General features: G+C 74.1%; 23 protein-coding genes. 7 read left to right on the top strand and 16 right to left on the bottom strand.

What is annotated here, in order from left to right; translation table 11 throughout:
* Positions 1-53 precede the first annotated feature (53 nt).
* Both FH715_RS14415 and FH715_RS14420 read left to right on the top strand, forming a co-directional pair.
* Positions 54-947, top strand: a complete 894-nt coding sequence (locus FH715_RS14415) for an NADP-dependent oxidoreductase (protein ID WP_139645177.1) — start codon at positions 54-56, stop codon at positions 945-947.
* A gap of 212 nt (positions 948-1,159) precedes the next feature.
* A complete protein-coding gene (locus FH715_RS14420; protein ID WP_139645178.1) occupies positions 1,160-2,548 on the top strand; it encodes a GntP family permease in 1,389 nt (462 codons plus the stop codon).
* A gap of 30 nt (positions 2,549-2,578) precedes the next feature.
* Here FH715_RS14420 and FH715_RS14425 read toward each other — a convergent pair whose 3' ends face one another.
* From FH715_RS14425 to FH715_RS14440, 4 genes are all read right to left on the bottom strand, one after another.
* Complete coding sequence (locus FH715_RS14425) at positions 2,579-3,355, bottom strand: IclR family transcriptional regulator (protein ID WP_139645180.1); 777 nt, start codon at positions 3,353-3,355, stop codon at positions 2,579-2,581.
* Between the two features lie 76 nt (positions 3,356-3,431).
* Positions 3,432-4,316 (bottom strand): fumarylacetoacetate hydrolase family protein, encoded by an 885-nt coding sequence (locus FH715_RS14430; RefSeq protein ID WP_139645183.1) that lies wholly within the window; start codon positions 4,314-4,316, stop codon positions 3,432-3,434.
* Between the two features lie 93 nt (positions 4,317-4,409).
* Positions 4,410-5,546 (bottom strand): cupin domain-containing protein, encoded by a 1,137-nt coding sequence (locus tag FH715_RS14435; protein WP_139645184.1) that lies wholly within the window; start codon positions 5,544-5,546, stop codon positions 4,410-4,412.
* A gap of 144 nt (positions 5,547-5,690) precedes the next feature.
* Complete coding sequence (locus FH715_RS14440) at positions 5,691-6,956, bottom strand: FAD-dependent oxidoreductase (RefSeq protein WP_170184731.1); 1,266 nt, start codon at positions 6,954-6,956, stop codon at positions 5,691-5,693.
* Between the two features lie 164 nt (positions 6,957-7,120).
* On the opposite strand from FH715_RS14440, the gene FH715_RS14445 reads away from it, so the two are divergent.
* Together FH715_RS14445 and FH715_RS14450 are read left to right on the top strand one after the other, a co-directional pair.
* The gene (locus FH715_RS14445; protein ID WP_139645188.1) at positions 7,121-8,164 is read left to right on the top strand and encodes a lactonase family protein; all 1,044 of its coding nucleotides are present in this window, start codon (positions 7,121-7,123) and stop codon (positions 8,162-8,164) included.
* 173 nt (positions 8,165-8,337) lie between these two features.
* Positions 8,338-9,372: a hypothetical protein gene (locus FH715_RS14450; protein WP_139645190.1), complete on the top strand. Its 1,035-nt coding sequence runs from the start codon at positions 8,338-8,340 to the stop codon at positions 9,370-9,372.
* A 140-nt stretch (positions 9,373-9,512) separates the two neighbouring features.
* Here FH715_RS14450 and FH715_RS14455 read toward each other — a convergent pair whose 3' ends face one another.
* From FH715_RS14455 to FH715_RS14475, 5 genes are all read right to left on the bottom strand, one after another.
* Entirely contained in the window at positions 9,513-10,382 is an 870-nt protein-coding gene (locus FH715_RS14455) for an aldo/keto reductase (protein ID WP_139645192.1), read from the bottom strand.
* Positions 10,383-10,464: 82 nt separating this feature from the next.
* Positions 10,465-11,226: a polysaccharide deacetylase family protein gene (locus FH715_RS14460; protein WP_139645194.1), complete on the bottom strand. Its 762-nt coding sequence runs from the start codon at positions 11,224-11,226 to the stop codon at positions 10,465-10,467.
* 423 nt (positions 11,227-11,649) lie between these two features.
* A complete protein-coding gene (locus tag FH715_RS14465; RefSeq protein WP_139645196.1) occupies positions 11,650-13,818 on the bottom strand; it encodes a GMC family oxidoreductase in 2,169 nt (722 codons plus the stop codon).
* 303 nt (positions 13,819-14,121) lie between these two features.
* Complete coding sequence (locus tag FH715_RS14470; protein WP_097230215.1) at positions 14,122-14,460, bottom strand: YnfA family protein; 339 nt, start codon at positions 14,458-14,460, stop codon at positions 14,122-14,124.
* A 173-nt stretch (positions 14,461-14,633) separates the two neighbouring features.
* Entirely contained in the window at positions 14,634-15,581 is a 948-nt protein-coding gene (locus FH715_RS14475; RefSeq protein ID WP_139645198.1) for an LLM class flavin-dependent oxidoreductase, read from the bottom strand.
* Between the two features lie 160 nt (positions 15,582-15,741).
* Between FH715_RS14475 and FH715_RS14480 the strand changes: the two genes are divergently transcribed.
* Entirely contained in the window at positions 15,742-16,299 is a 558-nt protein-coding gene (locus tag FH715_RS14480; RefSeq protein WP_139645200.1) for a GNAT family N-acetyltransferase, read from the top strand.
* Between the two features lie 49 nt (positions 16,300-16,348).
* Here the strand turns inward: FH715_RS14480 and FH715_RS14485 are convergent, their stop codons facing one another.
* From FH715_RS14485 to FH715_RS14505, 5 genes are all read right to left on the bottom strand, one after another.
* Positions 16,349-16,891: a snapalysin family zinc-dependent metalloprotease gene (locus tag FH715_RS14485; protein ID WP_139645202.1), complete on the bottom strand. Its 543-nt coding sequence runs from the start codon at positions 16,889-16,891 to the stop codon at positions 16,349-16,351.
* 136 nt (positions 16,892-17,027) lie between these two features.
* Positions 17,028-17,660, bottom strand: a complete 633-nt coding sequence (locus FH715_RS14490; RefSeq protein ID WP_139645204.1) for a DJ-1/PfpI family protein — start codon at positions 17,658-17,660, stop codon at positions 17,028-17,030.
* 148 nt (positions 17,661-17,808) lie between these two features.
* Positions 17,809-18,798 carry an L-glyceraldehyde 3-phosphate reductase gene (gene mgrA, locus FH715_RS14495; RefSeq protein ID WP_139645205.1) on the bottom strand — a complete coding sequence of 330 codons (990 nt, stop codon included), beginning with the start codon at positions 18,796-18,798 and terminating at the stop codon, positions 17,809-17,811.
* A 318-nt stretch (positions 18,799-19,116) separates the two neighbouring features.
* Positions 19,117-19,761, bottom strand: a complete 645-nt coding sequence (locus FH715_RS14500) for a LysE family translocator (RefSeq protein ID WP_139645207.1) — start codon at positions 19,759-19,761, stop codon at positions 19,117-19,119.
* Entirely contained in the window at positions 19,758-20,501 is a 744-nt protein-coding gene (locus FH715_RS14505) for a metallophosphoesterase (RefSeq protein WP_139645208.1), read from the bottom strand. Before FH715_RS14505 ends, FH715_RS14500 begins: the two co-directional genes overlap by 4 nt.
* Positions 20,502-20,707: 206 nt before the next feature.
* Here FH715_RS14505 and FH715_RS14510 point away from each other — a divergent pair, with 206 nt between their 5' ends.
* On the top strand, positions 20,708-21,331 hold the full coding sequence (locus tag FH715_RS14510) for a CGNR zinc finger domain-containing protein (RefSeq protein ID WP_139645210.1): 624 nt from the start codon (positions 20,708-20,710) through the stop codon (positions 21,329-21,331).
* Positions 21,332-21,511: 180 nt separating this feature from the next.
* Entirely contained in the window at positions 21,512-22,987 is a 1,476-nt protein-coding gene (locus FH715_RS14515) for a dihydrolipoyl dehydrogenase family protein (RefSeq protein ID WP_170184732.1), read from the top strand.
* Positions 22,988-23,063: 76 nt separating this feature from the next.
* On the opposite strand, the gene FH715_RS14520 is transcribed toward FH715_RS14515, so the two are convergent.
* Positions 23,064-23,477, bottom strand: coding sequence for a hypothetical protein (locus FH715_RS14520; protein WP_139645212.1), 414 nt, complete (start codon positions 23,475-23,477; stop codon positions 23,064-23,066).
* A 361-nt stretch (positions 23,478-23,838) separates the two neighbouring features.
* On the bottom strand, positions 23,839-24,644 hold an 806-nt coding region (locus FH715_RS14525; protein WP_139645213.1), incomplete at its 5' end, for an IS701 family transposase.

Genomic DNA, 24,644 nt, shown 5'->3' on the forward strand with positions numbered 1-24,644 from the left:
CAACGAAATCGGACCCGTTTTGAAAAGCTAACCGTTAGCGCTACGGTCGGCGCATGAGGAAAGTGAGCTTCGCCGAGTTCGGCGGCCCCGAGGTGCTGCGGTTGATCGACGCCGAGGAGCCCCACGCGGGCCCCGGCCGGATACGTGTCGTCGTGAAGGCGGCGGGGGTCAACCCCGCCGACTGGAGAATCCGCGAGGGCCAGGTCCTCGGGGCCCATCCGGTCCGACTGCCCTCCGGCGTGGGGCTGGACGCCGCCGGGGTCGTCGACGAGGTCGGCCCAGGCGTCGAGGGGGTCGCGGTCGGCGACCGGGTGTTCGGGGAGGGCGAGAGCACCTACGCCGAGCGTGCCGTGCTCTCGGCGTGGGCGCCGATGCCCGAGGGCCTCTCCTTCGAGGAGGCCGCCGGCTATCCGTCGGTGGTGGAGACCGCGCTGCGGATCATCCGGGAGGTCGGGGTGCGGCCGGGGCAGACGCTGCTGGTCAGCGGCGCCTCGGGCGGCGTCGGCTCGGCGGTGCTCCAGATCGCGCGGGCGCGCGGCGTCGCGGTGATCGGCACCGCGGGCGCCGCCAACCAGGACTATCTGCGCGACCTCGGCGCCGTGCCCACGACCTACGGCGCGGGGTGGGTGGAACGGGTGCGGCGGCTGGGGCCCGTGCACGCGGCGCTCGACGTGGCGGGCTCGGGGGTGGTCCCCGAACTGGTCGAGCTGACCGGCCACCCGGACCGGGTCGTCTCCATCGCCGACCTGAGCGCGCCCGACCACGGAGTCCGCTTCTCCGGCGTGGCCGGCAGCGTGACGGACGCTCTGGCCGAGGCCGTCGGCCTGATCACGCGCGGCAGGCTGCGCATCCCGGTCGAGAGGTCCTACCCGCTGGCCGAGGCCGCCGCCGCGCAGCGCGACAGCCAGGCCGGGCACTCGCGCGGCCGACGCGTCCTCGTGCCCTGAGCCGGGCCGCCGGGCGACCTCCCTAACCGGTCAAGTCCCGCCTCTCCCCCTCGTTCTGCGTCCCCGCGAGACTACGGCCGGCCACCGACAACGAGGGGGAGACGGCAGTACGCCAGAAGTCTTCCGGGGCGGGTGTGGGTGCTGGTAACGTCCCCCGACGCCTGCACTCGGGCGGGTCAACTGGCCCCCGACCAGCGACGGAGCTGACGCGCATGTCCCCGGACGACGAATGGGTGCAAACCCTTTCCACCGGACCTCTGCTGACCATCGCGGGGGTGGCGGTCGCCGTCCTGCTCGCGTTGATCATCGTGGTGCGGCTGCACGCGTTCCTGGCGCTGATCACGGTCAGCCTGGGCACCGCGTTCGCGACGGGAATCCCGTCGGAGCAGGTGATGCCGACGCTCACCGGCGGTTTCGGGGACACGCTGGCCAACGTGGCGCTGCTGGTCGGACTCGGCGCGATCCTGGGCCGGTTGATCGAGGTCAGCGGCGGGGCGCAGGCGCTGACCGACGGGATGATCCGCCGGTTCGGTGAGGAGCGGGCGCCGCTGGCGCTCGGCGTCGCCTCGCTGATCTTCGGCTTCCCGATCTTCTTCGACGCCGGTCTTGTCGTGATGCTGCCGATCATCTTCGCCGTCGCGCGGCGGCTGGGCGGCGGGATGCTGCGGTACGGGCTGCCGGCGGCCGGCGCGTTCTCGGTGATGCACGCCTATCTGCCGCCGCACCCGGGGCCCGTGGCGGCGACCGAGCTGCTCGGCGCCGACCTGGGTCTTGTGACGTTCTTCGGGCTGCTGGTCGCGGTGCCGACCTGGTATCTGACGAGCTATCTCTTCGGGCTGTGGGTCGGCCGGCGGGTGGTGCTCCCCATTCCCGAGCTGCTGACCGGCGGTCCGCGGGCGGAGGAGCAGGAGGAGCCGCCGCGGCCCGGCACGGTGATCGCGCTGCTGCTACTCCCGCTGCTGATGATCTTCGCCAACACCGGTCTGGACGCGGCCAGGAGCGCCGGTTGGCTCACCGGTGAGGAGAGCTGGTACGAGCCGGTGCGGGCGCTGGGTTCGACCCCGGTGGCGCTGCTGGTCGCGGTGCTGGTGGCCGCCTACGTGCTGGGCACCCGGCGCGGGCGCGGCCGGGAGGTCATCGAGGAGCTCACCGACTCGGCGCTGGGCCCGGTCTGTTCGATCATCCTGATCACCGGCGCGGGCGGGATGTTCGGCGCGGTGCTCCGGGCCAGCGGCATCGGGGACGCGCTCGCGGGGAGCCTGGCCGACATGGGGCTGCCGGTGGTGGTCGCGGCGTTCCTGATCGCCTCCGCGCTGCGCATAGCGCAGGGTTCGGCGACGGTGGCGCTGACCACGGCGGCCGGGCTGACCCAACCCGCTGTCGAGGGCGGGAACTTCTCGTCGTTGGCGCTGACCGCGCTGGTGCTGGCGCTGGCGGGCGGCTCGATCCTCGCCAGCCATGTCAACGACTCCGGGTTCTGGCTGGTGGGCCGCTTCATGAACATGGACGTGCGCACCACGTTGAAGACCTGGACGGTGATGCAGACGCTGATCGGCGTGACCGGTTTCGGCTTCGCCTGCGCGCTCTACGCGGTGGCCTGAGCCGGGGGCCGGGCCCCGGCCTCAGGGGCCTCAGGCGGTGAACCTGCCGCGCAGGGTCTCCTGGAGGCGGTCCCGCGCGGTCAGCAGATGGTCGGCCAGGCCGCCGGCCTCCGCCCTGGAGGCCAGCCGATGCGCGGGCACGACGACCGCGAGCGAGGCCAGCGGGGTGGCCGCGCGGTCGCGCAGCACGGCGGCGACGGCGGAGATGCCGCGTTCGCCCTCCTCGATGTTGACGGCGTAGCCGCGGCGCCTGATCTCGTGCAACTCGGCGGCCAGGCTGGTCCAGTCGGCGACGGAGGCGGCGGTGCGGGTGTCCAGCTCGGCGCTGTCGTAGCGGCGCGACAGCTCGGGCTCCGGCATGGCGGCCAGTATGGCCTTGCCGGCGGCGGTGCAGTGGGCGGGCAGCACGACGCCGGTGCGGTTGCCGACGCGGACCGCGCGGGGGCTCTCCAGGCAGTCGATGAAGCGGACGTTGCGCCCCTCCAGCAGCGAGAGGCTGACGGTCTCCTCGGTGCGGTCGCGGACCTCCTCCAGCACCGGTCGCGCGACCTGCCGGATGTCGACGCGGCCGATGGCGGCGAGCCCGATCTCGTTGAGCACCGGGCCCGGCCGGTAGGCGGTGTTGGGCTTCTCCTGGATCACGAAGCCGCGTTTGCGCAGCGCGTTGAGCAGCCGATGCGCGGTGGAGGGCGCCACACCCAGCTCGCCGGCCGCGTCCGAGACGCGCAACGCCTGCCGTTCGCCGATGAGTTCGAGCAGGCGGAGGGCGTTGTCCACCGAGCTGGACCCGGACGCTTCATTCGACATAAAAGAATTCTAGCTCAGTTCTTTTCTGTTGAGGGGGTTCCCGGGGTAGGGCGATCCGGCGCGGGAACCCCCCGCGTCAGCCCCGCCGGACGGCGAGGTCCAACGTGCCCACCCCGTCGATCGAGGCGCGCACCCGGTCCCCCGGGACGATGGCGCCGACGCCGGGGGGCGCCCCGGTGAAGATGAGGTCGCCCGGGAGCAGCGTCATCATGTGCGAGGCGTAGGAGACGATGGCGGGCACCGGCGTCAACAGGTCGGCGGTGTTGACGTGTTGGCGTTCCCCGCCGTTGACGTCGAGCCGGATGCCGAGGCCGCCGGCGTCGCCGACCTCGTCGGCGGTGGTGAGGAACGGGCCGAGCGGGCTGAAGGTGTCGTAGCTCTTGCGGCGCGAACGGTCGGCCGCCGAGCGGACCGTGATGTCCAGGCCGAGCGTGTACCCCAGCACGTGCTCCAGCGCGCGCTCGCGCGGGATGTCGGCGCCGCCGGTGCCGACGACGATGACCAGCTCGGACTCGTGGTGGATCTCCTGCCCCGCCTCGACGATCTCGGTGGGCAGCACGATGTCCTCGGCCGGCCCCGACAGCGAGGAGGGGGACTTGAGGAAGACGTCGAAGTTCATCATCCAGGACTCGACGCCGCCCAGGGTGCGTTCCTGGACCTCGTGCATCTCGGCGACGTGGTCCGCGTAGTTGCAGGCGCAGGCCACGATCTTGCTCGGGTTGAGCGCCGGCGCGCGCAGTCGCACCTCGGCCAGCGGCCGGCCGGTGCCGCGCGCCGCCGCCTCGGCCAGCCGGCCGCGCGCCTCGGCGAAGTCGCGGCAGAGCCGCCGCCACCAGCCCGCCGTCACCGGGTCCGGATCGTGCTCCCACCCCAACGCGTCGGTGACGTCGACCACCAGGGGGGTCTCCCCCGTCTCGTCCACGACGCCCAGGCGGTGGTCGTCGAAGAGCGCCAGCTTCATCTCGTCTGCCTTTCCCTCTCCCGGCGGCCGTTCGGCGCGCCCGGTGGTTCGCGGTTCGCGTTGTGGGCCTCGCGGCCCGGTGCACGCCCCGGCTCAGCCGAAGACGTCGGTGATCTCCTGCGGCTCCGGCAGGGTCTCCTCGCGGAAGACGCCGAGCGCGCGGAGCACCGGGTCGTCGCCGAGCGAGAACAGGTCGGCGCCGGCGCCCGTCGCGTGGTGCTCCTCGGCCGCCCAGGACGGGACCACGAACATGTCGCCCGCCGTCCAGTCGAAGCGGCGGCCCGCGATCACGCTGTGCCCCGCGCCGCGGAAGACCACGTAGACCCGGTTGCCGCTGCGCCGCACCGGCGCGGAGGCGCCGCCCGGCCGCACCCGGTGCATCCCGCAGGAGAGGGTGGGCAGCACGCTGGCGCCCGAGCGCGGGTTGGTGAACTCCACGCTGACCAGGGGCTCCTCACCCTCGTTCGCCAGCTCGGTCAGCCGCCGGTCGGTCTCCTCCCAGCGGTAGACCAGCAGCCCGGACGGCTCCGGGTCCAGCGCCCCGCGCACCGCCCCCGGGACCATGGTGGCGGCGGACGCGCCGCCCTCGGCGGCGAACCGGCGCTCGGAGGCGTTGTGCGCGCCCTCCACCGGCTGGCGCAGCTCGGGGTGCGGCTCGAAGAAGATCGCGTCCAACGCCTCGATCATCGGCAGGTCGAGCCCGTCGAACCAGTACATGTGCCCGTCGCCGCCGTTGGCGTGGTCGTGCCAGGCGCCGCCGGGGGTGAGCACCAGGTCGCCCGGGCGCATGTCGCAGGCGTCGCCGTTGACGGTGGTCCAGACGCCCTCGCCCTCGGTGACGAAGCGGATGGCGCCCGGGGTGTGCCGGTGGGCCGGCGCGGTCTCGCGGGGGCCCAGACACTGGAGGGCGCCCCACAGGGTGCCGGCGGCGTAGGGCCGGCCGGCGAGACCGGGGTTGGTCAGGGAGAGCACCCGGCGTTCGCCGCCGCGTTCGACGGGGACCAGCCGGATGGCGCGCTCGGCGAGGGGGCGCAGCACCGAGCCGCGCCAGAGCCAGGGCACGGCCCTGGGGCGGGGCGTCGGGGTGAGCAACTGCTCGGTGATGGTCCACAGGGGGCGCAGCTCGGCGGCCTCGATGTCCCGGTAGAGCGCTTCCAGTTCGGGGTCGCTCGCCTCTGCCCTGGCCGCTGCCTCGGCCTCGGCCTCGCGGTTCTCCTCGGCGGTGGACATGGGGCCTCCTGGTCGGGTGTCGGTCGTCGGGCTGGGGTGTCGGGTGCGTCGGGGCGGCGGCGTCCGTGCGTCGGGCGCGGGGCGTCGCGGGTGGCGCGTTTCGCGGGTGCGGGGCGGCGCGTTTCGCGGGTGCGGGGCGCGCGGTCAGTGGGGCGCGCCGGTGGCGGGCTCCGGGGTGCGCCCCGGCGGGAGGCCGATCCCGAAGCGGCGCACGCTCTCCAGCAGCGACGCCCGGCGCATGTACGCCCGCGCGCGGTCCGGGTCGGACGCGAGGGCGCGCATCTCGTCGTGGGCGGCGCGGCGGCGCGTCTCGTCGGTCTCACGCAACCGTTCGGTGTTCCGCTGGGTGTCGGCCTGCACGTACTCGACGGCGACGGCCCGCCGCCGCTCGTCGAACGCGTCCAGCTCCGCCTCCGGGTCCGCGCCGCCCTCCGCGACGCGGCCGAGGCGGCGCGCCAGGTCGACCGCGTCGTGGATGCCGCTGTTGAGGCCGACGCCTCCCATCGGGCTGTTGATGTGCGCCGCGTCCCCGATCAGCGCCACGTTTCCCACCCGGAACGTCCCGGCGACCCGCTGGTGGACCCGGTAGAGCTGCCGGTCGATGATCGGGTAACCGTCCGGCCAGGGCGCCACGCCCTGGAACTGCCGGCGCAGCGTCTCCTCGGCGAGCGCCTCGCTCTCGTCCTGCTCCGGCGGCACCGGCCAGACCGCGCGCCAGGACTCGGGGGTGCGCAGCAGGAACAGCCACTCCCTGGGGTCGGCCACGTAGTTGACCTCGGCGATCCCGGGCAGGGCGCGGGAGAGGTCGACCGAGGTGCTGGCGATGAGGAAACGTTCCGGATAGGTGAAGCCGGTGAACTCCACGCCCAGCGCGTTGCGCACCGTGCTGCCCGCGCCGTCGGCGCCGATCACGTAGGAGCCGGTCAGCCGCTCCGTCGACCCGTCGGCCGCCCGCAGTTCGACGCCGGCACCGTCCGGCGTCCGGTCCACCCCGGTCACCCGGCAGCCGAAGCGCAACTCCACGTTCGGGGTGGCGCGCAGCCGCTCGTGCAGCATCCGCACCAGGTGTTGCTGGTTGAGCTGGAGCCGGTAGGGGAACGGGGTCTCGTCGGCGAGCAGCCCGAAGTCGAACGCGGCCACCAGCCCCTCGGTCCGGTCCCTGAAGTGGTAGATCGGCACGCGCAGACCCTCGGCGTGCATCTGCTCGGCGACGCCCAGCTCGTCGAGGAGTTCGAGCGTCGCCGCATGAAAGGTGGAGGCCCGCCAGTCGGTCTTCGGCACCTCCTCGGCCTCGATCAGGACCACCGGGATGTCGAGCCGCGCCAGCCACGCGGCGGCCACCATCCCGACCGGTCCGCCCCCGACGACGAGCACCGGCCCGCCCCTGAGTCCACGCTGTTGTGCTGCCATGCGGCCCAATCTCTCACGGGTTCCACTCATGAGAAATAGAGCCGGAGAAACTTCTTCCATGCGGAAAATGCCTCGCCCGTTCCGAACCTCCCGCACCGGTGGCCCCAAACGGACCGCCTGGCTCTACCGTGTGAGGGCACGAACGGCGCGACGGACGGAGCGAGATGGGCGACCGGCTGGTCTGTGTGGGGTCCTACACCGGGGACAGCGGCGGCTCGGGCCCCGGGCTCACCGTGCTGCGAGAGGGCCAGGACGGGGCGCTGACCACCGTCGGCGAGGCGGAGGTGTCCGGCTGCTCGTGGATCGCCTGGCACCCCTCGCTGCCGGTCGGCTACGCGGTCAACGAGCTGGACATGGGGCGCGTCACCGCGTTCACGCTGGACGCCGAGGGCGCCCCGAGGGTGCTGGACACACTGGACAGCGGCGGCGCCGCCCCCTGCCACCTCTCGGTCACGCCCGACGGGCGGCGGCTGCTGGTCGCGCACTACGGCAGCGGCAGCGTCGCCGTGCTCGACCTCGACGAGCGCGGGACGCCCGCGCGACGCACGGAGCTGGCCGAGTTGGAGGGCTCGGGGCCGGACCGGGAACGGCAGGAGGCGCCGCACGCCCACATGGTGACGCTGGACGCGGCCGGCACCCTGGCCACCGTGGTCGACCTGGGCACCGACACCCTCTGGTCCTACCGGCTGACCCCCGAGGGCCGGCTGGTCGACCGCACCGCCTCCCGGCTGCCGGCCGGCTGCGGCCCCCGGCAGCTGGTGCGGGCGGGCGGCGAACGGGCCTATGTGCTGACCGAGTTGACCAGCGAGCTTCTTCAGCTGACCGAGTCGGCGCCCGGAGTCTTCACGCCAGGCGCCGGCGTGCCGGCCGCCTCGGGGCCCGCGCGCAACCACTGCGCGCAGCTCCAGCTCTCGGACGACGGCCGGCTCGGCTGGGTCTCCAACCGGGGGCCCGACACCGTCACCGTCTTCGCCCTCGACGACGGGACGGCCCCGAGGGTGACCGCCGAGTACCCGCTGGGCGCGCCCTGGCCGCGGCACTTCTCGCTGGCGGGCGGGGGGCCGAGGGGCGCGCGCATGTACGCGGCCTCCCAGCACGGGGACGTGGTGATCGGCCTCGACCTGGACCCGGTCACCGGCGTACCGGCGGAGCGCGTGCGCCACCCGGTGGCCTCCCCCGCGTTCGTCGCGACGGTGCCCACCCGCTGAACTCCCGCCGGGCGCGGGGCTGTCGGGCGGCTGGTGGTGACCGTGTGGCTGGCGGTGACCGCGTGGCCGGTGCTGTCGCACGTCCGATACGGAGCGGTGACCGCACCTCGACCCCGTTGTCAGACCCCCGTGCCACACTGTCGGAGACCGCACGACCACGGGGGGTGGTGGCGTTGACGCCACGGGGTGACGAGACCGGAGGACGGCGGCGGATCGGCGCCGCGCGCGGCGCGGTGCCCGGGTACGCGCTGCTGCTGCTCGCGCTCCTCGTCGGCACGTTCCTCGCCCACCGGGAGGGGCTTCGTTCGCTGCGGCTGCTCGCGCTGGTGCTGGCCGCCCTCGCGCTGTGGCGGCTGGTGTGGCACGACCGGGCGCGGCTGACCGTCTCCACCTCGGCGCTGCACGTGGGCCGTCCGCTGGCTGAGGAGCGGGCGGTCCCCTGGCACCACATACGGCTGATCACCGTGGACGCCGCCGGCTCCGAGGCGCTGCTGCGGGACGGCGAGCGGCTGCGGCTGCCGGCGCCGCGCGGCCATCTGACGCACGGCCCGCGGGCGTTCGGGGGGACGGTCGCCGGGCTGCGGGCGGCGATACCCGAGTCCAGGTCGGAGCAGCCCGCGTTGAGCGCGCCGCCGGCCGGCGACTGGACGCGGCGGCGGTTCGCGCTGCGCTGGGCGGCACTCGGGCTGGCGGTGGCGGTGGCGTCGAGTTGGGCGCTGCGCCGGGACCATCCGTGGGAGGCGCCGTGGTGGCCGGGGGGCGCGGCGTTGGCGCACGCCCCCGATCCGTGCGTGGTGGCCGAGGAGAGCCTGGCCGACCTGGGCCTCGCCCGCGTGCCGGACGAGGGGCAGCCGTCGGCCACCGGGGCCGAGTCCTTCCGGGCCGAGGAGTGCCGGCTGGCGCACGCGCACGCGGAGTTCGCGCTGGCCTATCGGGTCTTCGCCTGGCGAGGCTCCGCCGAGGCCACGCCGGTGGAGGCGGCCCGTGACTGGTTCGGTTGGCTGCCGTACCACCAGGGTGCCCAGGATGTCGCGGGCACCGACTGGCGGCGCGAGGACACCCCGGGCGCGCTGGAGCTGAGCCACCGCGCGGGGAACGTGGTGGTCACCGTGGTCCGCCGGAGCTGGGCGCCGGAGGGCCAGCCGCCGGAGGCGATAGCCGAGGCGTCCCGGCTGGCCGTCGACGCCCTGGCCGCGCTCGACCGCTGACCGGACGCCCCCGCCGGCCCCGCCGGAGGGAACGGCAGGGACGGCGCACGCCGCCCGGGGGCACGGGCCGCCCGGACAGCCCACGCGGCCCGGGCCCCCGGGCGCCCAAGGGCTCGGGCCGTTCACACCGTTCAGGCCGCTCAGACGGCGGCGGACAACGCCTCGAACTGCGCGTCGGTCAGCTCCACCTCGGCAGCCGCCGCGTTGTCCTCCAGGTGGGAGACGCGGGAGGTGCCGGGGATGGGCAGCACCACGGGCGAGCGCCGCAGCAGCCAGGCGAGCGCCAGCTGGGACGGCGAGGCGTTCCGCTCGGCCGCCACCCTGGCCAGCGGCCCGTCGCCCTGGGCCAACGCGCCGGTGGCCAGGGGGAACCACGGGATGAAGCCGAGCCCGTTGGCCTCCGCGTACTCCAGCACGTCCTCGGCGGCGCGGTCGGCGAGGTTGTAGCGGTTCTGCACGGAGACCACCGTGGCGTGCCGCGACGCCTCCTCGATCTCGGCGACGCCCACCTCGCTGAGCCCGATGTGCCGGATCTTGCCCTCGGACTGGAGCGCGGCGAGCGTGCCGAGCTGGTCGGCGAGCGGCACCTTCGGGTCGATGCGGTGCAGCTGGAGCAGGTCGATCCGCTCGACACCCAGGTGTCGCAGGCTGAGTTCGACCTGCTGCCGCAGGTACTCGGGACGCCCCACGGGCACCCAGGCGTCGGGCCCGGTGCGGGTGAAGCCCGCCTTGGTGGCGATCACCAGGTTCTCCGGGTAGGGGTGCAGGGCCCGGCGCAGCAGCAGGTCGGCCGTGAAGGGGCCGTAGGCGTCGGCCGTGTCGATCAGCGTGACGCCCAGCTCGACCGCGCGCCGCAGCACCCGCACCGCCTCCTCGGGATCGGCCGGATCACCCCAGACGCCGGGGCCGGTGAGCTGCATCGTCCCGTAGCCGAGCCGGTGCACGGGCAGGTCGCCGCCGAGCGAGTAGGTCCCCGAGCGGGCGACCGGGGCGCCGTCGGTCGTGGTCATGCGGGCCTCCGTGAGCAGTGCGTAGCGGACGGTCTGTTCGGTCCAGGCCGTTTCCGTCGAGTCTCGCGGGGACAGCCCGGCGTCAACGGTAGACCCGCCCCGGCTCGGCCTGGCCCGGCGCGAGCAGCTGCGAGACCGTGACGAAGGTGTAGTCCTCCGCCTTCAGCTTCTCGATGATGCCCGGGACGGCCGGCACCGTTCCGTCGTACAGGTCGTGCAGCAGGATGATTCCGTCCCGGTCCGCGTCCTCCATGACCCGGCTCTCTATCAGGTCGGAGTCGGTGGTCTCGTAGTCCTTGGCCGTGACGCTCCAGAGGATCTGCGCGAGGCCCAGCTCCTCGCTCACCTCGCCGACGGTGTCGTCGGTGCGGCCCTGCGGCGGGCGCATCAGCGTGGGCGTGACGCCGGTCAGTTCGGCTATCGCCTCCTGGGTGCGCTCCAGTTCCTCGCGCACCTCGTCCCGGTCGATCTCGGTCAGGCGCGGGTGGGTCCAGGTGTGGTTGGCGAGCTCGTGGCCCTCGTCCACCATCCGCGTGACCAGCTCGGGGTAGGTGTCGATGTGGTTCTTGCCCAGCAGGAAGAAGGTCACCGGCACCTCCTCCTCGCGGAGGATCTCCAGCAGCTCCGGGGTGTGTTCGCTGGGCGCCGAGTCGAAGGTGAGCGCGATGCACTTCACCTCCTCGCAGTCCGGCCCCGCCGGCGCCGGCGCGTCGTCGGAGGCGTCGGCGCGGGCCTCGGACGGCGAGACGGTCTCCATCGAGCATCCGGCCAGCGCCGCCAGGGTGACGGCGGCTGCGAGCGCGGCGCCGATCCGACGCCGCGTGCGCATGACTGTGTGTGACATGGGTGGTTCCCCCGTGGTGCGACGGCTCCGCCCGCACGAGGACAGGCGTCAGCACCCCGCCCCCGCGAGCGCAATGACCCGACCACACTATGACCCGAGGAAATCGATGCCACAGGGGCCCCTGGGGGAGCCGACTACGGCCCTGACCGGCCGGGCCGGGTTGTCGTGCGCGCCCCGGCGTGTGGTTGCTCGCGCAGTTCCCCGCGCCCCTCGGGTGGGTGGGCGTTCGCGGTGAGGTGCGGGTTCGCGTGCGGTAGGTGGCGGCCTGCTTGGGGGCGCGGGGAACTGCGCGCATGCTGGGTGGCGGGGGCTGGTCGACTACGGAGCTTCGTGGCCGGGTGGGTTGTCGGCGTGAGCCCGTTGGTGGGTTGCTCGCGCAGTTCCCCGCGCTCCTGGTGGGGGTGGGTGGGTGCGTGCGGTGGCTCAGGCCAGCTCCTCGGCGGCCCGGCCCGCGACGCGGTAGGCGAGCGCGAGGATGGTCAGCACCGGGTTGACGCCGCCGTTGGTCACATGGAGCGAGGCATCGACCACCCGCACGTTGGCGTGCCCCCAGACCCTTCCCCACGGGTCGGTGACCGAGGTGGCCGGGTCGTCTCCCATCCGGCAGGTGCCCGCCTGGTGTTGGCCGGCGCTCGGCGTGGTCGCGCGCACGGTGCCGAACGGGAAGACCGCCCGGGCGCCGCTGGCCCGCAGCCAGCTCTCCGCCCGCTCCGCGAGCAGGCGCTTCCCGCCCAGGTCGGAGGGGTGCGGCCGGCCGCTGAGCCGGGCCACCGGCGTCCCGAACGCGTCCTTCACGTGCGGCGCCAGCGTCACCCTGGACTCCGGGCTCGGGACCTCGTGCACCGGCCCGGTCACCATCGCCAGCCGGGGGTAGAGCTCCCGCAGTCCGCGGATCGCGGCCGTGCCCCAGCTGGGGATCTGCCCCAGCGAGAGCAGCGTCTGGTACGCCTGCAGCGGCGTGGGCACGAAGTCGTTGGCGAGCATCCCGCCGCCGACCACCCCGGGGTTGTGGTGGCGGAAGTCGTTGCAGGCGATACTCGGGCCGGGCCCCACGCAGTCCTGGACCACCTCGTCGAAGAGGGCGTGCGCCCCGGCGTAGCCGTGGCCCTGGAGATGGCGGCCGACCTGGTCGTGGTTGTTGCCCAAACCCCCCGGCTCGCGTGCGGACGGACTGTTCAGCAGCAGGCGCGCGGTCTCGATCGCGCCGGCGCCCAGCAGAAACGCGCGCGCCCGCACCTGGCGCCGTTCCACGCCCCCCTCGCGTGAGGTCGCGAGGGCCACCGCGACCACCCGGCCGCCGGAGTCGGTGACCAGGTGCTCGGCGCGGACGCCGGTGACCACGTCGCAGCGGCCGGTGGCAAGGGCGCGCGGGATCACGGTGTTCCTGGTGTCGTTCTTGAAGTCGCCGGGGCAGCCGAAACCGACGCAGGCCGCGCACCCCACGCAGCCGCCGCGCCCGTTGTAGGCGGTGGAGTTGATCAGCAGCGGCACCGGCGAGGTGCTGAGCCCCAGCTCCTCCGCGCCCCTGGCGAGCGGCGCGGCGACCGCGTTGGCGCGCACGGGCGGCATGGGGTAGGGCCGGGCACGCGGGCCGGCGAAGGCGTTGCCGCGCGGGTCGCCGCTGACCCCGATCTCCCACTCGGCCCGCTCGTAGTGGGGCGCCAACTCCTCGTACGTCAACGGCCAGTCGGCGAGGCTGCTGCCCTCCGGGACGCCGTAGACGCTGGCCATCCGGAAGTCCTCGGGGCAGAACCGCCACGCCTGCGCCCCGTAGACGCGGGTGCCGCCGCCGAGGGTCATCGCGTTGTTGCTCCAACGGTGGTCGGCGGGGTGGACGATCTCCTCGCCTTCCTGGCCGGCCGCCACCCTCGGGTTGCCCTCGGCCGGTGGGCCCGCCGTCGGGTCGTAGTCGCCGTGGACGGCGACGCGGCGCTGGCCGCGCAGGTGGTCGGCGCGGAGCCCGGCCGGGGTGAGCCAGGTGCCGCGTTCGACCAGCAGCACGCGGTGGCCGGCCTCGGCGAGCACGCAGGCGGCGACCCCGCCGCCCGCGCCCGAGCCGACGACCACGGCGTCGTAGTGGCCCGCCACCGCCTCCCAGTCGGTGACGGCGGGCGGGTCGGGTTCGGGCGCGGGCCACGGGGCGCCGTCCGGGCGTTCGCGGTAGCCGACCAGCCGCCAGCTCACGCCGTCGCGGTTGCCGCCGTTGCCCGGGTCGCCCCAGAACCCCTGGGCGCCGAGCCTGACCACGGTGCGCAGGAACTCCTCGGGGTCGGTGACGCCCCACTCGGCCCTGGCGTCGCCGGCCAGCAACTCCTCGATCAGCACGTCCTGTTCGCCCTCGGCGAGGTCGTGGAAGGAGACGCCGCAGCTGGGGCCGCCCGCGTGGCGCGCGCAGGTCTCGTGGTCCAGCAGGCCGAGGCCGGTCTCGACCAGCGGCGCCAGGGCCGCCGCGTCCCCGGCGAGGATGCGGGGGAGGAAGGTGTCGAGCCCGGCCTCCCAGCCCGCCGGGTGGTCGTCGGCCGGGAACAGCCTGTTCACCAGTGCCCTGAGGGTGACCAACCGGTGCGGTGGGGTGGGTTGCCACGGCTCCATCGGTACTCCTTCGGTTCGACGCCGAACGGTGGGCGGGCCGTCGTCCCGGCGGCCACACGGCACCCCAGCACATCAAACCCCGGGTGCCGGGCGGACCACCATGGTCGACTTCCCACCGAAAGTGGTCCCCGGCACGGTGGGGTCACGCCAACGGGGCGCGCGGCGACGGCGGATCGGGACGCGCTGACGCCCGCGGCCCCGGACGTCCGCCCGACGGCCGGTGATCACCACTGACTGCCGTTGACCGTTAACGTTGGCTGCTGGCTGCCGGCTGCCGGCTGCCGGGCGATCGCCACCGATCGCTCACTGGCCGCCGCGGGGCGCGTACATGATGACGGCCATGCCGACGAGGCAGACGGCCGCGCCGATCAGGTCGTATCGATCCGGTCGGTAACCGTCGGCGACCATTCCCCACGCGATCGAACCGGCGACGAAGATGCCGCCGTAAGCCGCCAGGATGCGACCGAAGTTGTCGTCCGACTGAAAGGTGGCGACCACCCCGTAGAGCCCCAGTGCGATCACCCCCGCGCCGACCCAGGCCCAGCCCCTGTGCTCGCGCACCCCCTGCCAGACGAGCCAGGCGCCGCCGATCTCGAAGAGCGCGGCGACGACGAAGAGGGCGACGGAACGGGTGACCAGCATGGAACGTCCTTGGGGCGGCGTCGGTCGGGTGGGGCGGAGCGGGGCGGTTCACCGCCCATTCCATGACGCCGGTGCCGTGTCGGGCAACGTTCGCCCCGGCCCGAAGGGCGGGCGCCCGCCCCCGGGAGCGGCCCCCCGGCGTCCCGACGGGGCCTCGCCTCTTGGCCGCGGACTCAGTTCAGCCGCCCCAGCGACTCCACCGCGGCCAGCGGGTCCGGCCCCGCCGGGATCATCACCAGCCGGTCGGCGCCCGCCTCGTGCAGGACCCGCACCCGTTCCCTGCCGTGCTCGGGCGTGCCGGAGACGGACAGGTGGTCGACCCAGTCGTCCGGCAGGGCGCGGGCGAACTCCTCGGGGGAACCGCACCGCCGGCGCAGCGCGGCGAGCCCGTCGGCGAACGGCAGCGGGGCGAGGTGCGGCGCCCAGTCCGGTTGGCCGACCAGCTTCAGCCCGTCCCTGGCGTGGTCGCGGGCGACGGCGGGGTCGTCGTCGACGGCGGCGGCCGTGTAGGCGATCAGCGGATGGTCGCCCGCGGCGGCGATCCGCTCACTGGCCGCCGCCAGATACTCGACGCTCACCGGCTCGGCGAGCAGGGTGCCGTCGGCCTCCCGCCCGGAGAGCGCCAGCGACCTGGGGCCGCGCACCCCGGCGAGAACGAGCGGGGGGCGCGCGGGCGGAGCGGCCAACCGCACGCCGTCCAGCCGCACATGGCGCCCCGAGACGGTGACCCGCTCCCCCGCCAACAGGGCCCGCAGCGCCGACAGATACTCGCCGAGCAGGGTCAGCGGGCTCGCCGGCCAGGCGCCGACCTGGCGCATCCAGTCCGGCATTCCGTGGCCGACGGAGACCACCAGCCGGTCGGGGTGGAAGCCGGCCAGGGTCGCCACCTCCATGGCGGCGAACGCGGGGTTGCGCGCGCCGGCGGGCAGCAGGCCGACGCCCACGGTGATGCGTTCGGTGGTGGCGAGCACGGTGGCCGCCTGAGCGATGCCCCCGTTCAGAAAGCAGTCCTCGACGATCCAGAGCGAGTCAAAACCGAGCTGTTCCGCTCGCCGGGCGAACGCGACGAGCGTCGAACGGTCCAGAAAGCCGGGCGCCAACACGCCTACGGGGCAACTCACGTCGGACTCCTCCACGTCGATGGGCGACTCCTCCGGGGACAACGAAGGGGGCGCGCGTGAGTTCCACCCCGTGCGCCGTTCGGCTCAGCGCGCGACGCGCCCCGCCCCGGCGGCGGTTAACGACTGGCGCGCGCCGGCCGGCGCCGGTGAGGATGCCCGGATGCGGACCTTTCTGGAGACCGAGCGACTCAGGCTGCGCCCCCTCACCGAGCGGGACTCCGAGGCGCTGCTGGCGCTGGACAGCGATCCCGAGGTGATGCGCTATCTCACGGGTCGGCCGACCAGTGAGGAGACCCTGCGCACGCGTGTCCTGCCCGAGCTGCTCCACCACTACGCGTGCTGGGACGAACGCGGCTTCTGGGCCGCGGAGGAGCGGGGTTCGGGGGCGTTCCTCGGCTGGTTCGAGCTGGCGCCCGTGGAGGAGGACAGCGCGGAGGAGGTGGAGCTGGGCTACCGGCTGGCGGTGTCGGCCTGGGGGCGCGGACTCGCGACGGAGGGGGCCTCGGCCCTGGTGGACAAGGGCTTCGGCGAGCTGGGGGTGGCGCGGGTGACGGCCAACACGATGGTGGTCAACGCGCGTTCGCGCCGGGTGCTGGAGCGGGTGGGGCTGCGGCTGGCGCGTTACTACACCGAGGAGTGGGACGAGCCGATCCCGGGCGTGGAGCACGGCGAGGTGGAGTACGCGCTGACGCGCGAGGAGTGGGGCGCGCGCCGGTGAGCGCCGGTCGGCGCCCCCGTGGGGTGGGGGCGCCGACCGGCCGGGACGCTCAGTCCCGGTAGAGAACCAGCTGCGCCGGAACGTCGAACGCGCCGCCGAAGGCGCTCTCGACGTCCGCCGTCTCCTCCGCGTTCGGGTAGGCGTTGGTGCAGTCGGGGCCGGCGGAGGCGCCGGACATCAGGCTGCTGCACGGGCCGGGCTTGATGTCGGGCAGGCCGAGGATGTGGCCCAGCTCGTGTGCGGCGATCCGGGTCGTGTCGTGACCCTCGTCGACGGCCTGGCGGCCCATCCAGACGGTGCCGTTGCCCAGGCTGGTGACCAGCGCGCGGGGCCAGCCGTCGTCGGCGATGATCTCGACGTTGGCGGACTGGCCCGGATCGGCGGGCTCCAGCCGGACGTTGACGACGGTCTCGTTCCAGACCGCGGCGCCGGCGTGCACGGCGTCCACGAACTCCTCGGCGCCGCTGGCGTCGTAGGTGACCGTCGTGGCCGCCGCCGAGTGGTCGTCGGCGACCGCCTGGCCCGAGGTCCAGAGCAGTGCCACGCTCGCCAGCAGGGTGACCAGCACCCGGGTGGCCTTGTTCAGGGTCACGTCAGCCTCCTGTGGGGGGACAAATGGGAGAGGTGTGCATGACAAACCTGACCCTGCCCAGGGCGACGCGGAACGAACCCGCCTTTCCCGGCTCTTGACCGAGCGGAACCCCGACCGTCACCGGGGAACCGGGGCGTCACCCCCGCCGACGCCGGCGCTCCGCCGCGTACGCGCGAACCTCAGGCCCCGCCTTGCTCGGTGAACCGGAGTCGAACGGCGGCTGCGGGTCGTACTCGATGGCCAGCTGGGCCGCCCGGGCGGGGACCGGGCCGGCGAGCCGCTCGGCCAGCGTGAGCGCCATGTCGATGCCGGAGGAGACACCGGCGGCCGTCACCACGTTGCCCCTGACCACCACCCGCTCCTCGGTGTAACGGGCGCCGTGCGCCTCCAGGTCGGCGATCGTCGACCAGTGCGTGGTGGCGTCCAGACCGCGCAGCAGACCGGCGGCGCCCAGGATCAGCGAACCGGTGCAGACCGAGGTGGTCCACCGCGCCGCCGCGTGCATCCGGCCGATCCACTCCAGCAGCGCCGCGTCGTGCTGCGCCGGCCTGGCGCCGGGACCGCCGGGGACGACCAGCACATCCGTGCCGTCGAAGTCGCCGAACGCCGAGTCGGCGCGCAGCCCGAGGGTCTCGGCGCCATCGAGCACCACCCCCGGCTCGGCGGCGGGGAAGTGGACCTCGGCGTCCGGCAGTTGGCGCAGCACCTCGTAGGGGCCGACGGCGTCCAGGGTGGTGATCCCGGGGAACAGGGGAATCAGAATGCGCATCGCGTTCTCACGACCTCTCGTCTTGACGGCCGCCGACCTCTTCGCCTCGCCCCCTCCCCGTCGCCCGGGGACAGGCCCGACGGAGGAGAGGCGCGGCCGGCCCCTCGCGGGAGGCCGGCCGCGCCGCCCGGGGGGCGGAGAGCCCGGGTCAGCTCAGCCGCTCCTCGATCTCGTCCAGCTCGGCGTCGGTGAAGTCCAGGTTGTGGATGGCGGCGACGTTGTCCTCCAACTGCTTGACGCTGCTGGCACCGACCAGGGCCGAGGTGACCCGGCCGCGGCGCAGCACCCAGGCGATGGCCGTCTGGGCGAGGGTCTGCCCGCGTCGCTCCGCGAGGGCGTGCAGGCCGCGCACCCGGTCCAGGGTGTCCCCGGTCAACCCCTCCGGGGTGAGGAACGGGCTGGCGCTGGCCGCCCGTGACCCCTCGGGGATGCCGTCGAGGTAGCGGTCGGTCAGCAGCCCCTGCGCCAGCGGGGAGAACGCGATGGAACCGGCGCCCACCTCGTCCAGCGCGTCGAGCAGACCGTCCTCGACCCAGCGGTTGAACATCGAGTACGAGGGCTGGTGAATCAGCAGCGGGGTCCCCAACTCGCCCAGGATGCGGGCGGCCTCACGGGTCTGCTCGGGCGAGTAGTTGGAGACGCCGACGTAGAGGGCCTTGCCCTGACGCACCGCCGAGTCCAGCGCCCCCATCGTCTCCTCAAGAGGGGTCTCCGGGTCGGGGCGGTGGGAGTAGAAGATGTCCACGTAGTCGAGGCCGAGCCGGCCGAGGCTCTGGTCGAGGCTGGAGAGCAGGTTCTTCCGGGATCCCCACTCGCCGTACGGGCCGTCCCACATGTGGTAGCCGGCCTTGCTGGAGACGATGATCTCGTCACGGTAGGGGCGCAGGTCCCTGGCGAGGATCCGCCCGAAGTTCTCCTCGGCCGAACCGGGCGGCGGGCCGTAGTTGTTGGCCAGGTCGAAGTGGGTCACGCCGAGGTCGAACGCGCGACGGACGATGGCGGTCTGCACGTCGAACGGCTTCTCCACGCCGAAGTTGTGCCAGAGGCCCAGGGAGACGGCCGGCAGCTTCAGGCCGCTTCGGCCGGAGCGACGGTAGGCCATGTCCCGGTAGCGGGTGTCGGCGGCGACATAGGTCACGGTGTGTCCTCGGTTCGAATCGTCCGAATCGTCAGCAAGCTCCGGCTCTCGGCAAGCCGCCGAGTATCGTCACACGGGGTCGCGGCGGAGGCAACCGGTGTTCGGCCGCCGGGACGCCCAACGCGCGCCCGTGACCTGCGCCTTCCCCGGCGGCGTCGCCGAAGCGCCTCCACCCGGGTGCCCCGCGCACGGAACGCACGGAACGCGGGGAACGCACGGAGCGCGGGGAGCGCACGGGCTTCGGGCACGCCCGCCAGTCCCCGGCCCGGATCGCGTCCGTCGCGCGGTTGTCGAGGGCGGTCGCGTCGTCCCGCCGGGTCAGAGCGACGCGACCGCGCCTATGCCGAGGGCCAGAAGCGCCAGTGCGCTGACTCTCCCGATCGCGACGCGCGCCCGCGGTCGCGTCAGCGCCGTGCCGGGTCGGGTGAGCAGAGCCGCCCAGAGAGCCAACCAGCCACCGACCAGGGCCACATGGACCGTGGCCAGCAGGAGCAGCTGCCCCCCGAGAGGGCGCGCCGGGTCCAGGAACTGGGGCGCGAGGGTCAGATAGACGGCCGCCGCCTTGGGGTTGAGCACGGTACCGAGCAGCGACTGGAGCCAGGGCGAGGCGGCGAACCGGCCGCGCGGCCTCCGGGCCGCCACGGACCCCCGCGACCGCGGACCGCTCTCGCCGGGCCCGGTACGGCGCCAGGTCCATCCGGCCAGCACGATCAGATAGACGGCGCCGAGCGACCGCAGGACCGCGAAGGCCGTCTCGGAGCCGACGACCAGCGCGGAGAGCCCGGCCATGGCCATCGCCGCATGGACGTAGACGCCACTCGCGGTGCCGAGGATCACCGGCAGCGCACGCCCCCGGCCGGCCTCCGCGACATGGCGGGTGAGCAGCGCCAGACTCGCGCCCGGGGTGGCGACCAGGGGCAGCACGGCGAGCGCGAAGCCCCCCGCGGCTGCCCGGGGCGTCACACCACCACCCGGAAGTGCGTGGTCAACCGGTGGTCCGCGTCCAGGAGATGGAACGCCACCCCGGGCGGGGCGTCGCGGTCGGCGACCGAGGGCCCCTCCCACGGCATCCGCAGCGTCCAGGTGACGGCGGGGGCGACCACCACCGGGACCCCCGCGAAGGACGAGGCGGCCGGGGTGTGCGCGTGTCCCGTGAGCAGCCCCGCCACCCGGGGGTGGTCGGCCAGCAGCTCCACCAACCGCTGGCCGGCCTCCAGCCGCGAGGAGTCGGGCAGCGCGTGCCCCAGCGCGACCGGCGGCTGGTGGAAGGCCAGCAGCGCGGGCACCTCCTCCCCCAGACCGCCGAGGGTGGTGGCGATCCAGTCCAACGTCTCGTCGTCGAGCCGGCCCTCGTTCCGGCCGGGAATCGTCGCGTCACACATCAGCACCACGGCGTCGCCCATGCGGTACGAGCGGTTGACCGGGCCGTCGGCGGGCGGCTCGTCCAGCAGGAACCGCAGGTAGGCCGCGCGGTCGTCGTGGTTCCCCGGGCAACAGAGCACGGGGAAGGGCGCTTTGAGCAGGGCGGCGGCCTCCCGGTACTCCGACTCCGCGCCGTGATCCGCGATGTCGCCCGTGACCAGCAGCGCGTCCGGGGCGCGGGGAAGCGACCTCAGATACTCCATGACCCTGGCGGTCCGCTCCGTGGCGCGCTCGCCGCCGTCCAGATGCAGGTCGCTGAGCTGTGCCAGCAGAAGAGCCATGACGTGTGTCCTCTCTCGCCTTCCTCACGGTAAATTCTCGCTTTACCGTGAGAACAACCTAGACTAGGATCGTCACCGAGCGCAACCACCAATCTCCCGAGGATCACCGACGGTCAGCGATCCGGAAGCCTGGACGGGCGCGCCCCACCCGAACGAGGGATGCTCGTGCGGGAGTCGACGAGCGAGGCGAAGGAGGGACGGCGACGATGCGGCGCTTTCTGGCGGTCGAGTTCGCCACCACCATCCGGCACGACGCACAGGGCGGGGTGGCCGACGAGTTGTCCGATCCCGAGGCGCTCGCCCGTTGGCTCGACGAGCGGGCCGAGCTGTTCACCCCCCGCCTGGACACCTCGGCATCGCGCTGCGACGAGGAGCTGCTGGCCGAGGTGGTGGCCCTGCGCCGGGCGGTGCGGGCGCTCTTCGCGCGGGCCGTCCACCCCGGCCCGCCCAGCCCCGCCGACGCCCACCGGCTGCTGCCCCTGGAGGAGGCGATGGCCCGGCTCAACGACGCCGTGGCCCGCGAGCCGATAACGGTCCGTCTGGAGTGGCCCGAGGGGGAGCCGCCGAGCGCCACCCCGCAGCCCGGCACGGACGACGAGCGGATCAGGCTGGTGGCGGCGCTGGCCCGGTCCACGACCGCCTTCCTGACCGGCCCGTTCCGCGAGCGGCTGCGGGCCTGCACCGCCCCCCGGTGCGTGCGGTACTTCGTGCAGGGCCACGGCCGCCAGGAGTGGTGCAAGCCCGGCTGCGCCGACCGGGCGCGGGCCGCGCGCCACTACCGGCGCCGGCGCTCCGCGCAGGCGGCCCAGGACCCGGGGGCGGACTCGTGACGCCCCCTCACCCCGCCCCGGCCCGGGGCGCGGTCAGCCGGTCGGGGGGCCGGGGCGACGAGCCCGGCGACGCCACGGCCCGTTGGCCCGACGACCGGTGGGTGCCGTCCTACGGTGAGTGGGTAGGCCCCCCTTCCCGAGGGGCACCCTCCCCCACCGAACGACAAGGAGCTGACCGCCATGACGGACCGCCCAGACGGCGCCGAGGGGTTCTCCCCCGACGCCGCCGATGTCGACACCTACGACGTGATCGTGATCGGCGGTGGCCCTCCCGGGGAGAACCTCGCGGAGCGCACGCGGGCCGCCGGGCTGCGCACGGTCGTCGTGGAGCGCGAGTTGGTGGGGGGCGAGTGCTCGTACTGGGCCTGCATGCCGAGCAAGGCGCTGCTCCGTCCGCCCGCCGCGCTGGCGGCGGCCCGCGCGGTGCCCGGGGCCAGAGCGGCGGTGCACGGCGGTCTGGACGTGGAGGAGGTGCTGGCCCACCGCGACGCGTTCGCCAGCGGCTGGCAGGACGACTCGCAGGTGCGGTGGCTGCGCTCGGTCGACGTCGAACTGCTCCGTGGCCAGGGGCGCCTGGCCGGCCCGAGGTCGGTGGTGGTGACCACGCCCGAGGGCGGCGAGCTGCGGTTGGCCGCGCGGCACGCGGTGGCGCTGTGCACGGGCTCCCGCGCCACGCTTCCCGACCTGCCGGGCATGGCCGAGGCCAGGCCGTGGAGCAGCAGGGAGGCCACGTCGGCGCGGCACGTGCCCGACCGGCTGGCCGTCGTCGGGGGTGGCGTGGTCGGGGTCGAGATGGCGGCGGCCTGGCGCGCCCTGGGGGCCGGCGTCACGCTGCTGGCGCGCGGCGAGAGCCTGCTGCCTCGGTGGGAGCCGTTCGTCGGGGAGTTGGTGGCCGAGGGCCTGGCCCGCGCCGGAGTGGAGGTCCGCACCGGCGCCTCCGTCTCCGGGCTGCGCCGGCCGGATGAGTCGGGACCCGTCGTGGTGGAGGTCTCCGGGGGGAACGCGGTGATCGCCGAGGAGGTGCTCTTCGCGACCGGCCGCCGCCCCGGCACGGAGAACCTGGGGCTGGAGACCGTCGGCCTCACGCCGGGCGACTGGCTCTCGACGGACGACACCCTCCGGGTGGAGGGAGTCCCCGGCGGCTGGCTCTACGGCGCGGGCGACGTCACGCACCGGGCGATGCTCACCCACCAGGGCAAGTACCAGGCCCGGATCGCCGCGGAGGCGATCGTGGCCAGGGCCAGCGACCAGCGGCTGGACGACTCCCCCTGGGGCCGGCACGCCGCCACCGCCGACCGGCGGGCGGTGCCGCAGGTGGTGTTCACCGACCCCGAGGCGGCCTCGGTCGGCCTGACACTGGAGGAGGCCCGGCAGGCGGGGCTCCGGGTCAGGGCGGTCGACTACGACCTGGGCTCGGTCGCCGGCGCCGTTCTTCACGCCGAGGGGTACCGGGGGCGGGCCAGAGCGGTGGTGGACCTGGACCGGGAGGTGCTGGTCGGGGTGACGTTCGTCGGCTCGGGCGTCGGCGAGTTGCTGCACTCGGCGACCATCGCGGTGGCCGGCGAGGTCCCGATCGCCCGGCTGTGGCACGCGGTCCCCTCGTTCCCGACGATGAGCGAGGTCTGGCTGCGGCTGCTGGAGACCTACCGGGGCTGAGCGGGCGCGGAGCGCCCTCCCCTCCGGCGCGCCCCTCCGTCAGGCTGCCCGCCGTTCCGCCGTTCCGCCCGCGAGATCAGCGGCCCAGGGCGGAGCGGCACACGGCGTTCATCGTCGGGTCGGGGAAGTCGCAGACGGACTGCGGGAGTTCGACGGCCGGCTCCGGTGCCGCCCCTGCCGTCGGGGCAGGTGCGGGGCCGGGACCGGGCTCGGGTGCCGGCTCGGGGACGGCGGGCGCCTCCGGCGTCGGCTCGGCGGTCTCGCGTTCCCGGTCGGCCGGTCCTTCCGGGCCGGCCGCCGGGCTCGGTTCGCTCCTGGGAACGGCGTGTGCGGTCGCCATCGCGGTGGGCTCCGACGCCGCCGCCTCCCCCTCCTCGGCCGGGGGGCCGTCCCCGGAGCACCCCGTGAGCAGCAGGGCGACGGCCGCCAGACCGCCCGCAAGCCGGGCGAAGTCTCCCGCTTTGCCGGAGATGTTCGGGGTGATGTTCATCGGGTGGGCGCTCCGTCCGCGTCGGGTGCGCGCCGGGGAGTGGCCGGCGCACGCTGTTCAACGCGGCGGGCGCGCCGACCTCTCGCTGGCTCACCCCTTTGCAGCAGCGTTCCGTCAAGCCGGCTCCTCCCCGCGTCCGGCCCGACCGCCCACCGGGCCGTCCCGGCACCGGCGAAGTCCCGCGCCAGGGCTTAGTACTGCAACCGCATCTGGGGGTTGTGGCCTCGGCGTTTGTAGTGGGAGCGGCGGGCTCGGGACTGGCTGCGTCTGCGGAAGCGTGACCAGCGCAGGTGGTGGTCGTTGGTGGGGTGGCGGGGTGTGATGGCGATGCGCCCGATCAACCGGCGGATCTCCGGGACGCTCAGGGGTATGAGGTCGTGCTCGCCCTCTGCGTCGCCCCTTTTGCGGCTTCTGCGGCACGGACTGCCGTCAGGTAGGCGAGTGCGGCCATCGACAGGGTGATGTGCCGGTACCAGGCCCGGTAGAGCCGGACCTGGTAGTGGTCCAGGCCGCACTCGCCTTTGGCGGTCTGGAAGCACTCTTCCACCGCCCACCTCGCTGCGGCGACTTTGACCAGGTCTTTCAGTCGCGAGGAGGCCGGTCCGTAGCAGACGTAATAGGCGATCTCGGTGGAGTCGCTGACGCTGCGGCGGGCCAGCACCCAGTGTCCGAAGCCGTCTTCCCAGCAAGGGCGGATCGCGACACGCGCCCAGTCGTAGACGCGTTCACCGTGCGCGCCCGGCCCGCCCGACAGCCGCTTCCAGCGTTGCCGGGGCAGCGCGGCGATCAGCTCGTCGACCCTGGCCTGGCTCCAGCCGGTCGTGACCACCGTGTCGTTGACCTTCGTGGCCATCACGTGGGCGACCTTGCGCCGCTCCAGCCAGAGACGTGTGTGCTTGACCTGCCCGTATGCCTCGTCCGCGGTCACCCATGCGAACGGCACGCCGGCGTCGAGGGCGCGTTGCAGCATCCGCCTGAAGTGCTCGTTCTTGGGCGCGAAACAGATCTCGTCGTCGATGCCGGCGGCCCGGCAACGGTCCCGGTCATCGGTCCAGGAGGCCGGGAGGTAGAGCTCGCGGTCGATCAGGGCCCGCCCCTGGGTCGAGGCATAGGCCAGGAAAGTTCCGATCTGACAGTTCTCGGTCCTCCCGGCGGTGCCCGAGTACT

It is taken from the genome of Streptomyces sedi (assembly GCF_006335015.1).
In the GTDB taxonomy this organism is placed as follows: Bacteria; Actinomycetota; Actinomycetes; order Streptomycetales; family Streptomycetaceae; genus Streptomyces; species Streptomyces sedi.

What these genes read in the sequence shown, in the direction of transcription:
- FH715_RS14490 (WP_139645204.1), bottom strand. Translation starts at nt 17,660, where the DNA reads ATGCGCATTCTGATTCCCCTGTTCCCCGGGATCACCACCCTGGACGCC.
- FH715_RS14425 (WP_139645180.1), bottom strand. Translation starts at nt 3,355, where the DNA reads ATGTCGAATGAAGCGTCCGGGTCCAGCTCGGTGGACAACGCCCTCCGC.
- FH715_RS14415 (WP_139645177.1), top strand. Translation starts at nt 54, where the DNA reads ATGAGGAAAGTGAGCTTCGCCGAGTTCGGCGGCCCCGAGGTGCTGCGG.
- FH715_RS14445 (WP_139645188.1), top strand. Translation starts at nt 7,121, where the DNA reads ATGGGCGACCGGCTGGTCTGTGTGGGGTCCTACACCGGGGACAGCGGC.
- FH715_RS14470 (WP_097230215.1), bottom strand. Translation starts at nt 14,460, where the DNA reads ATGCTGGTCACCCGTTCCGTCGCCCTCTTCGTCGTCGCCGCGCTCTTC.
- FH715_RS14420 (WP_139645178.1), top strand. Translation starts at nt 1,160, where the DNA reads ATGTCCCCGGACGACGAATGGGTGCAAACCCTTTCCACCGGACCTCTG.
- FH715_RS14480 (WP_139645200.1), top strand. Translation starts at nt 15,742, where the DNA reads ATGCGGACCTTTCTGGAGACCGAGCGACTCAGGCTGCGCCCCCTCACC.
- FH715_RS14435 (WP_139645184.1), bottom strand. Translation starts at nt 5,546, where the DNA reads ATGTCCACCGCCGAGGAGAACCGCGAGGCCGAGGCCGAGGCAGCGGCC.
- FH715_RS14440 (WP_170184731.1), bottom strand. Translation starts at nt 6,956, where the DNA reads ATGGCAGCACAACAGCGTGGACTCAGGGGCGGGCCGGTGCTCGTCGTC.
- FH715_RS14510 (WP_139645210.1), top strand. Translation starts at nt 20,708, where the DNA reads ATGCGGCGCTTTCTGGCGGTCGAGTTCGCCACCACCATCCGGCACGAC.
- FH715_RS14460 (WP_139645194.1), bottom strand. Translation starts at nt 11,226, where the DNA reads ATGTCACACACAGTCATGCGCACGCGGCGTCGGATCGGCGCCGCGCTC.
- FH715_RS14465 (WP_139645196.1), bottom strand. Translation starts at nt 13,818, where the DNA reads ATGGAGCCGTGGCAACCCACCCCACCGCACCGGTTGGTCACCCTCAGG.
- FH715_RS14505 (WP_139645208.1), bottom strand. Translation starts at nt 20,501, where the DNA reads ATGGCTCTTCTGCTGGCACAGCTCAGCGACCTGCATCTGGACGGCGGC.
- FH715_RS14430 (WP_139645183.1), bottom strand. Translation starts at nt 4,316, where the DNA reads ATGAAGCTGGCGCTCTTCGACGACCACCGCCTGGGCGTCGTGGACGAG.
- FH715_RS14520 (WP_139645212.1), bottom strand. Translation starts at nt 23,477, where the DNA reads ATGAACATCACCCCGAACATCTCCGGCAAAGCGGGAGACTTCGCCCGG.
- FH715_RS14515 (WP_170184732.1), top strand. Translation starts at nt 21,512, where the DNA reads ATGACGGACCGCCCAGACGGCGCCGAGGGGTTCTCCCCCGACGCCGCC.
- FH715_RS14455 (WP_139645192.1), bottom strand. Translation starts at nt 10,382, where the DNA reads ATGACCACGACCGACGGCGCCCCGGTCGCCCGCTCGGGGACCTACTCG.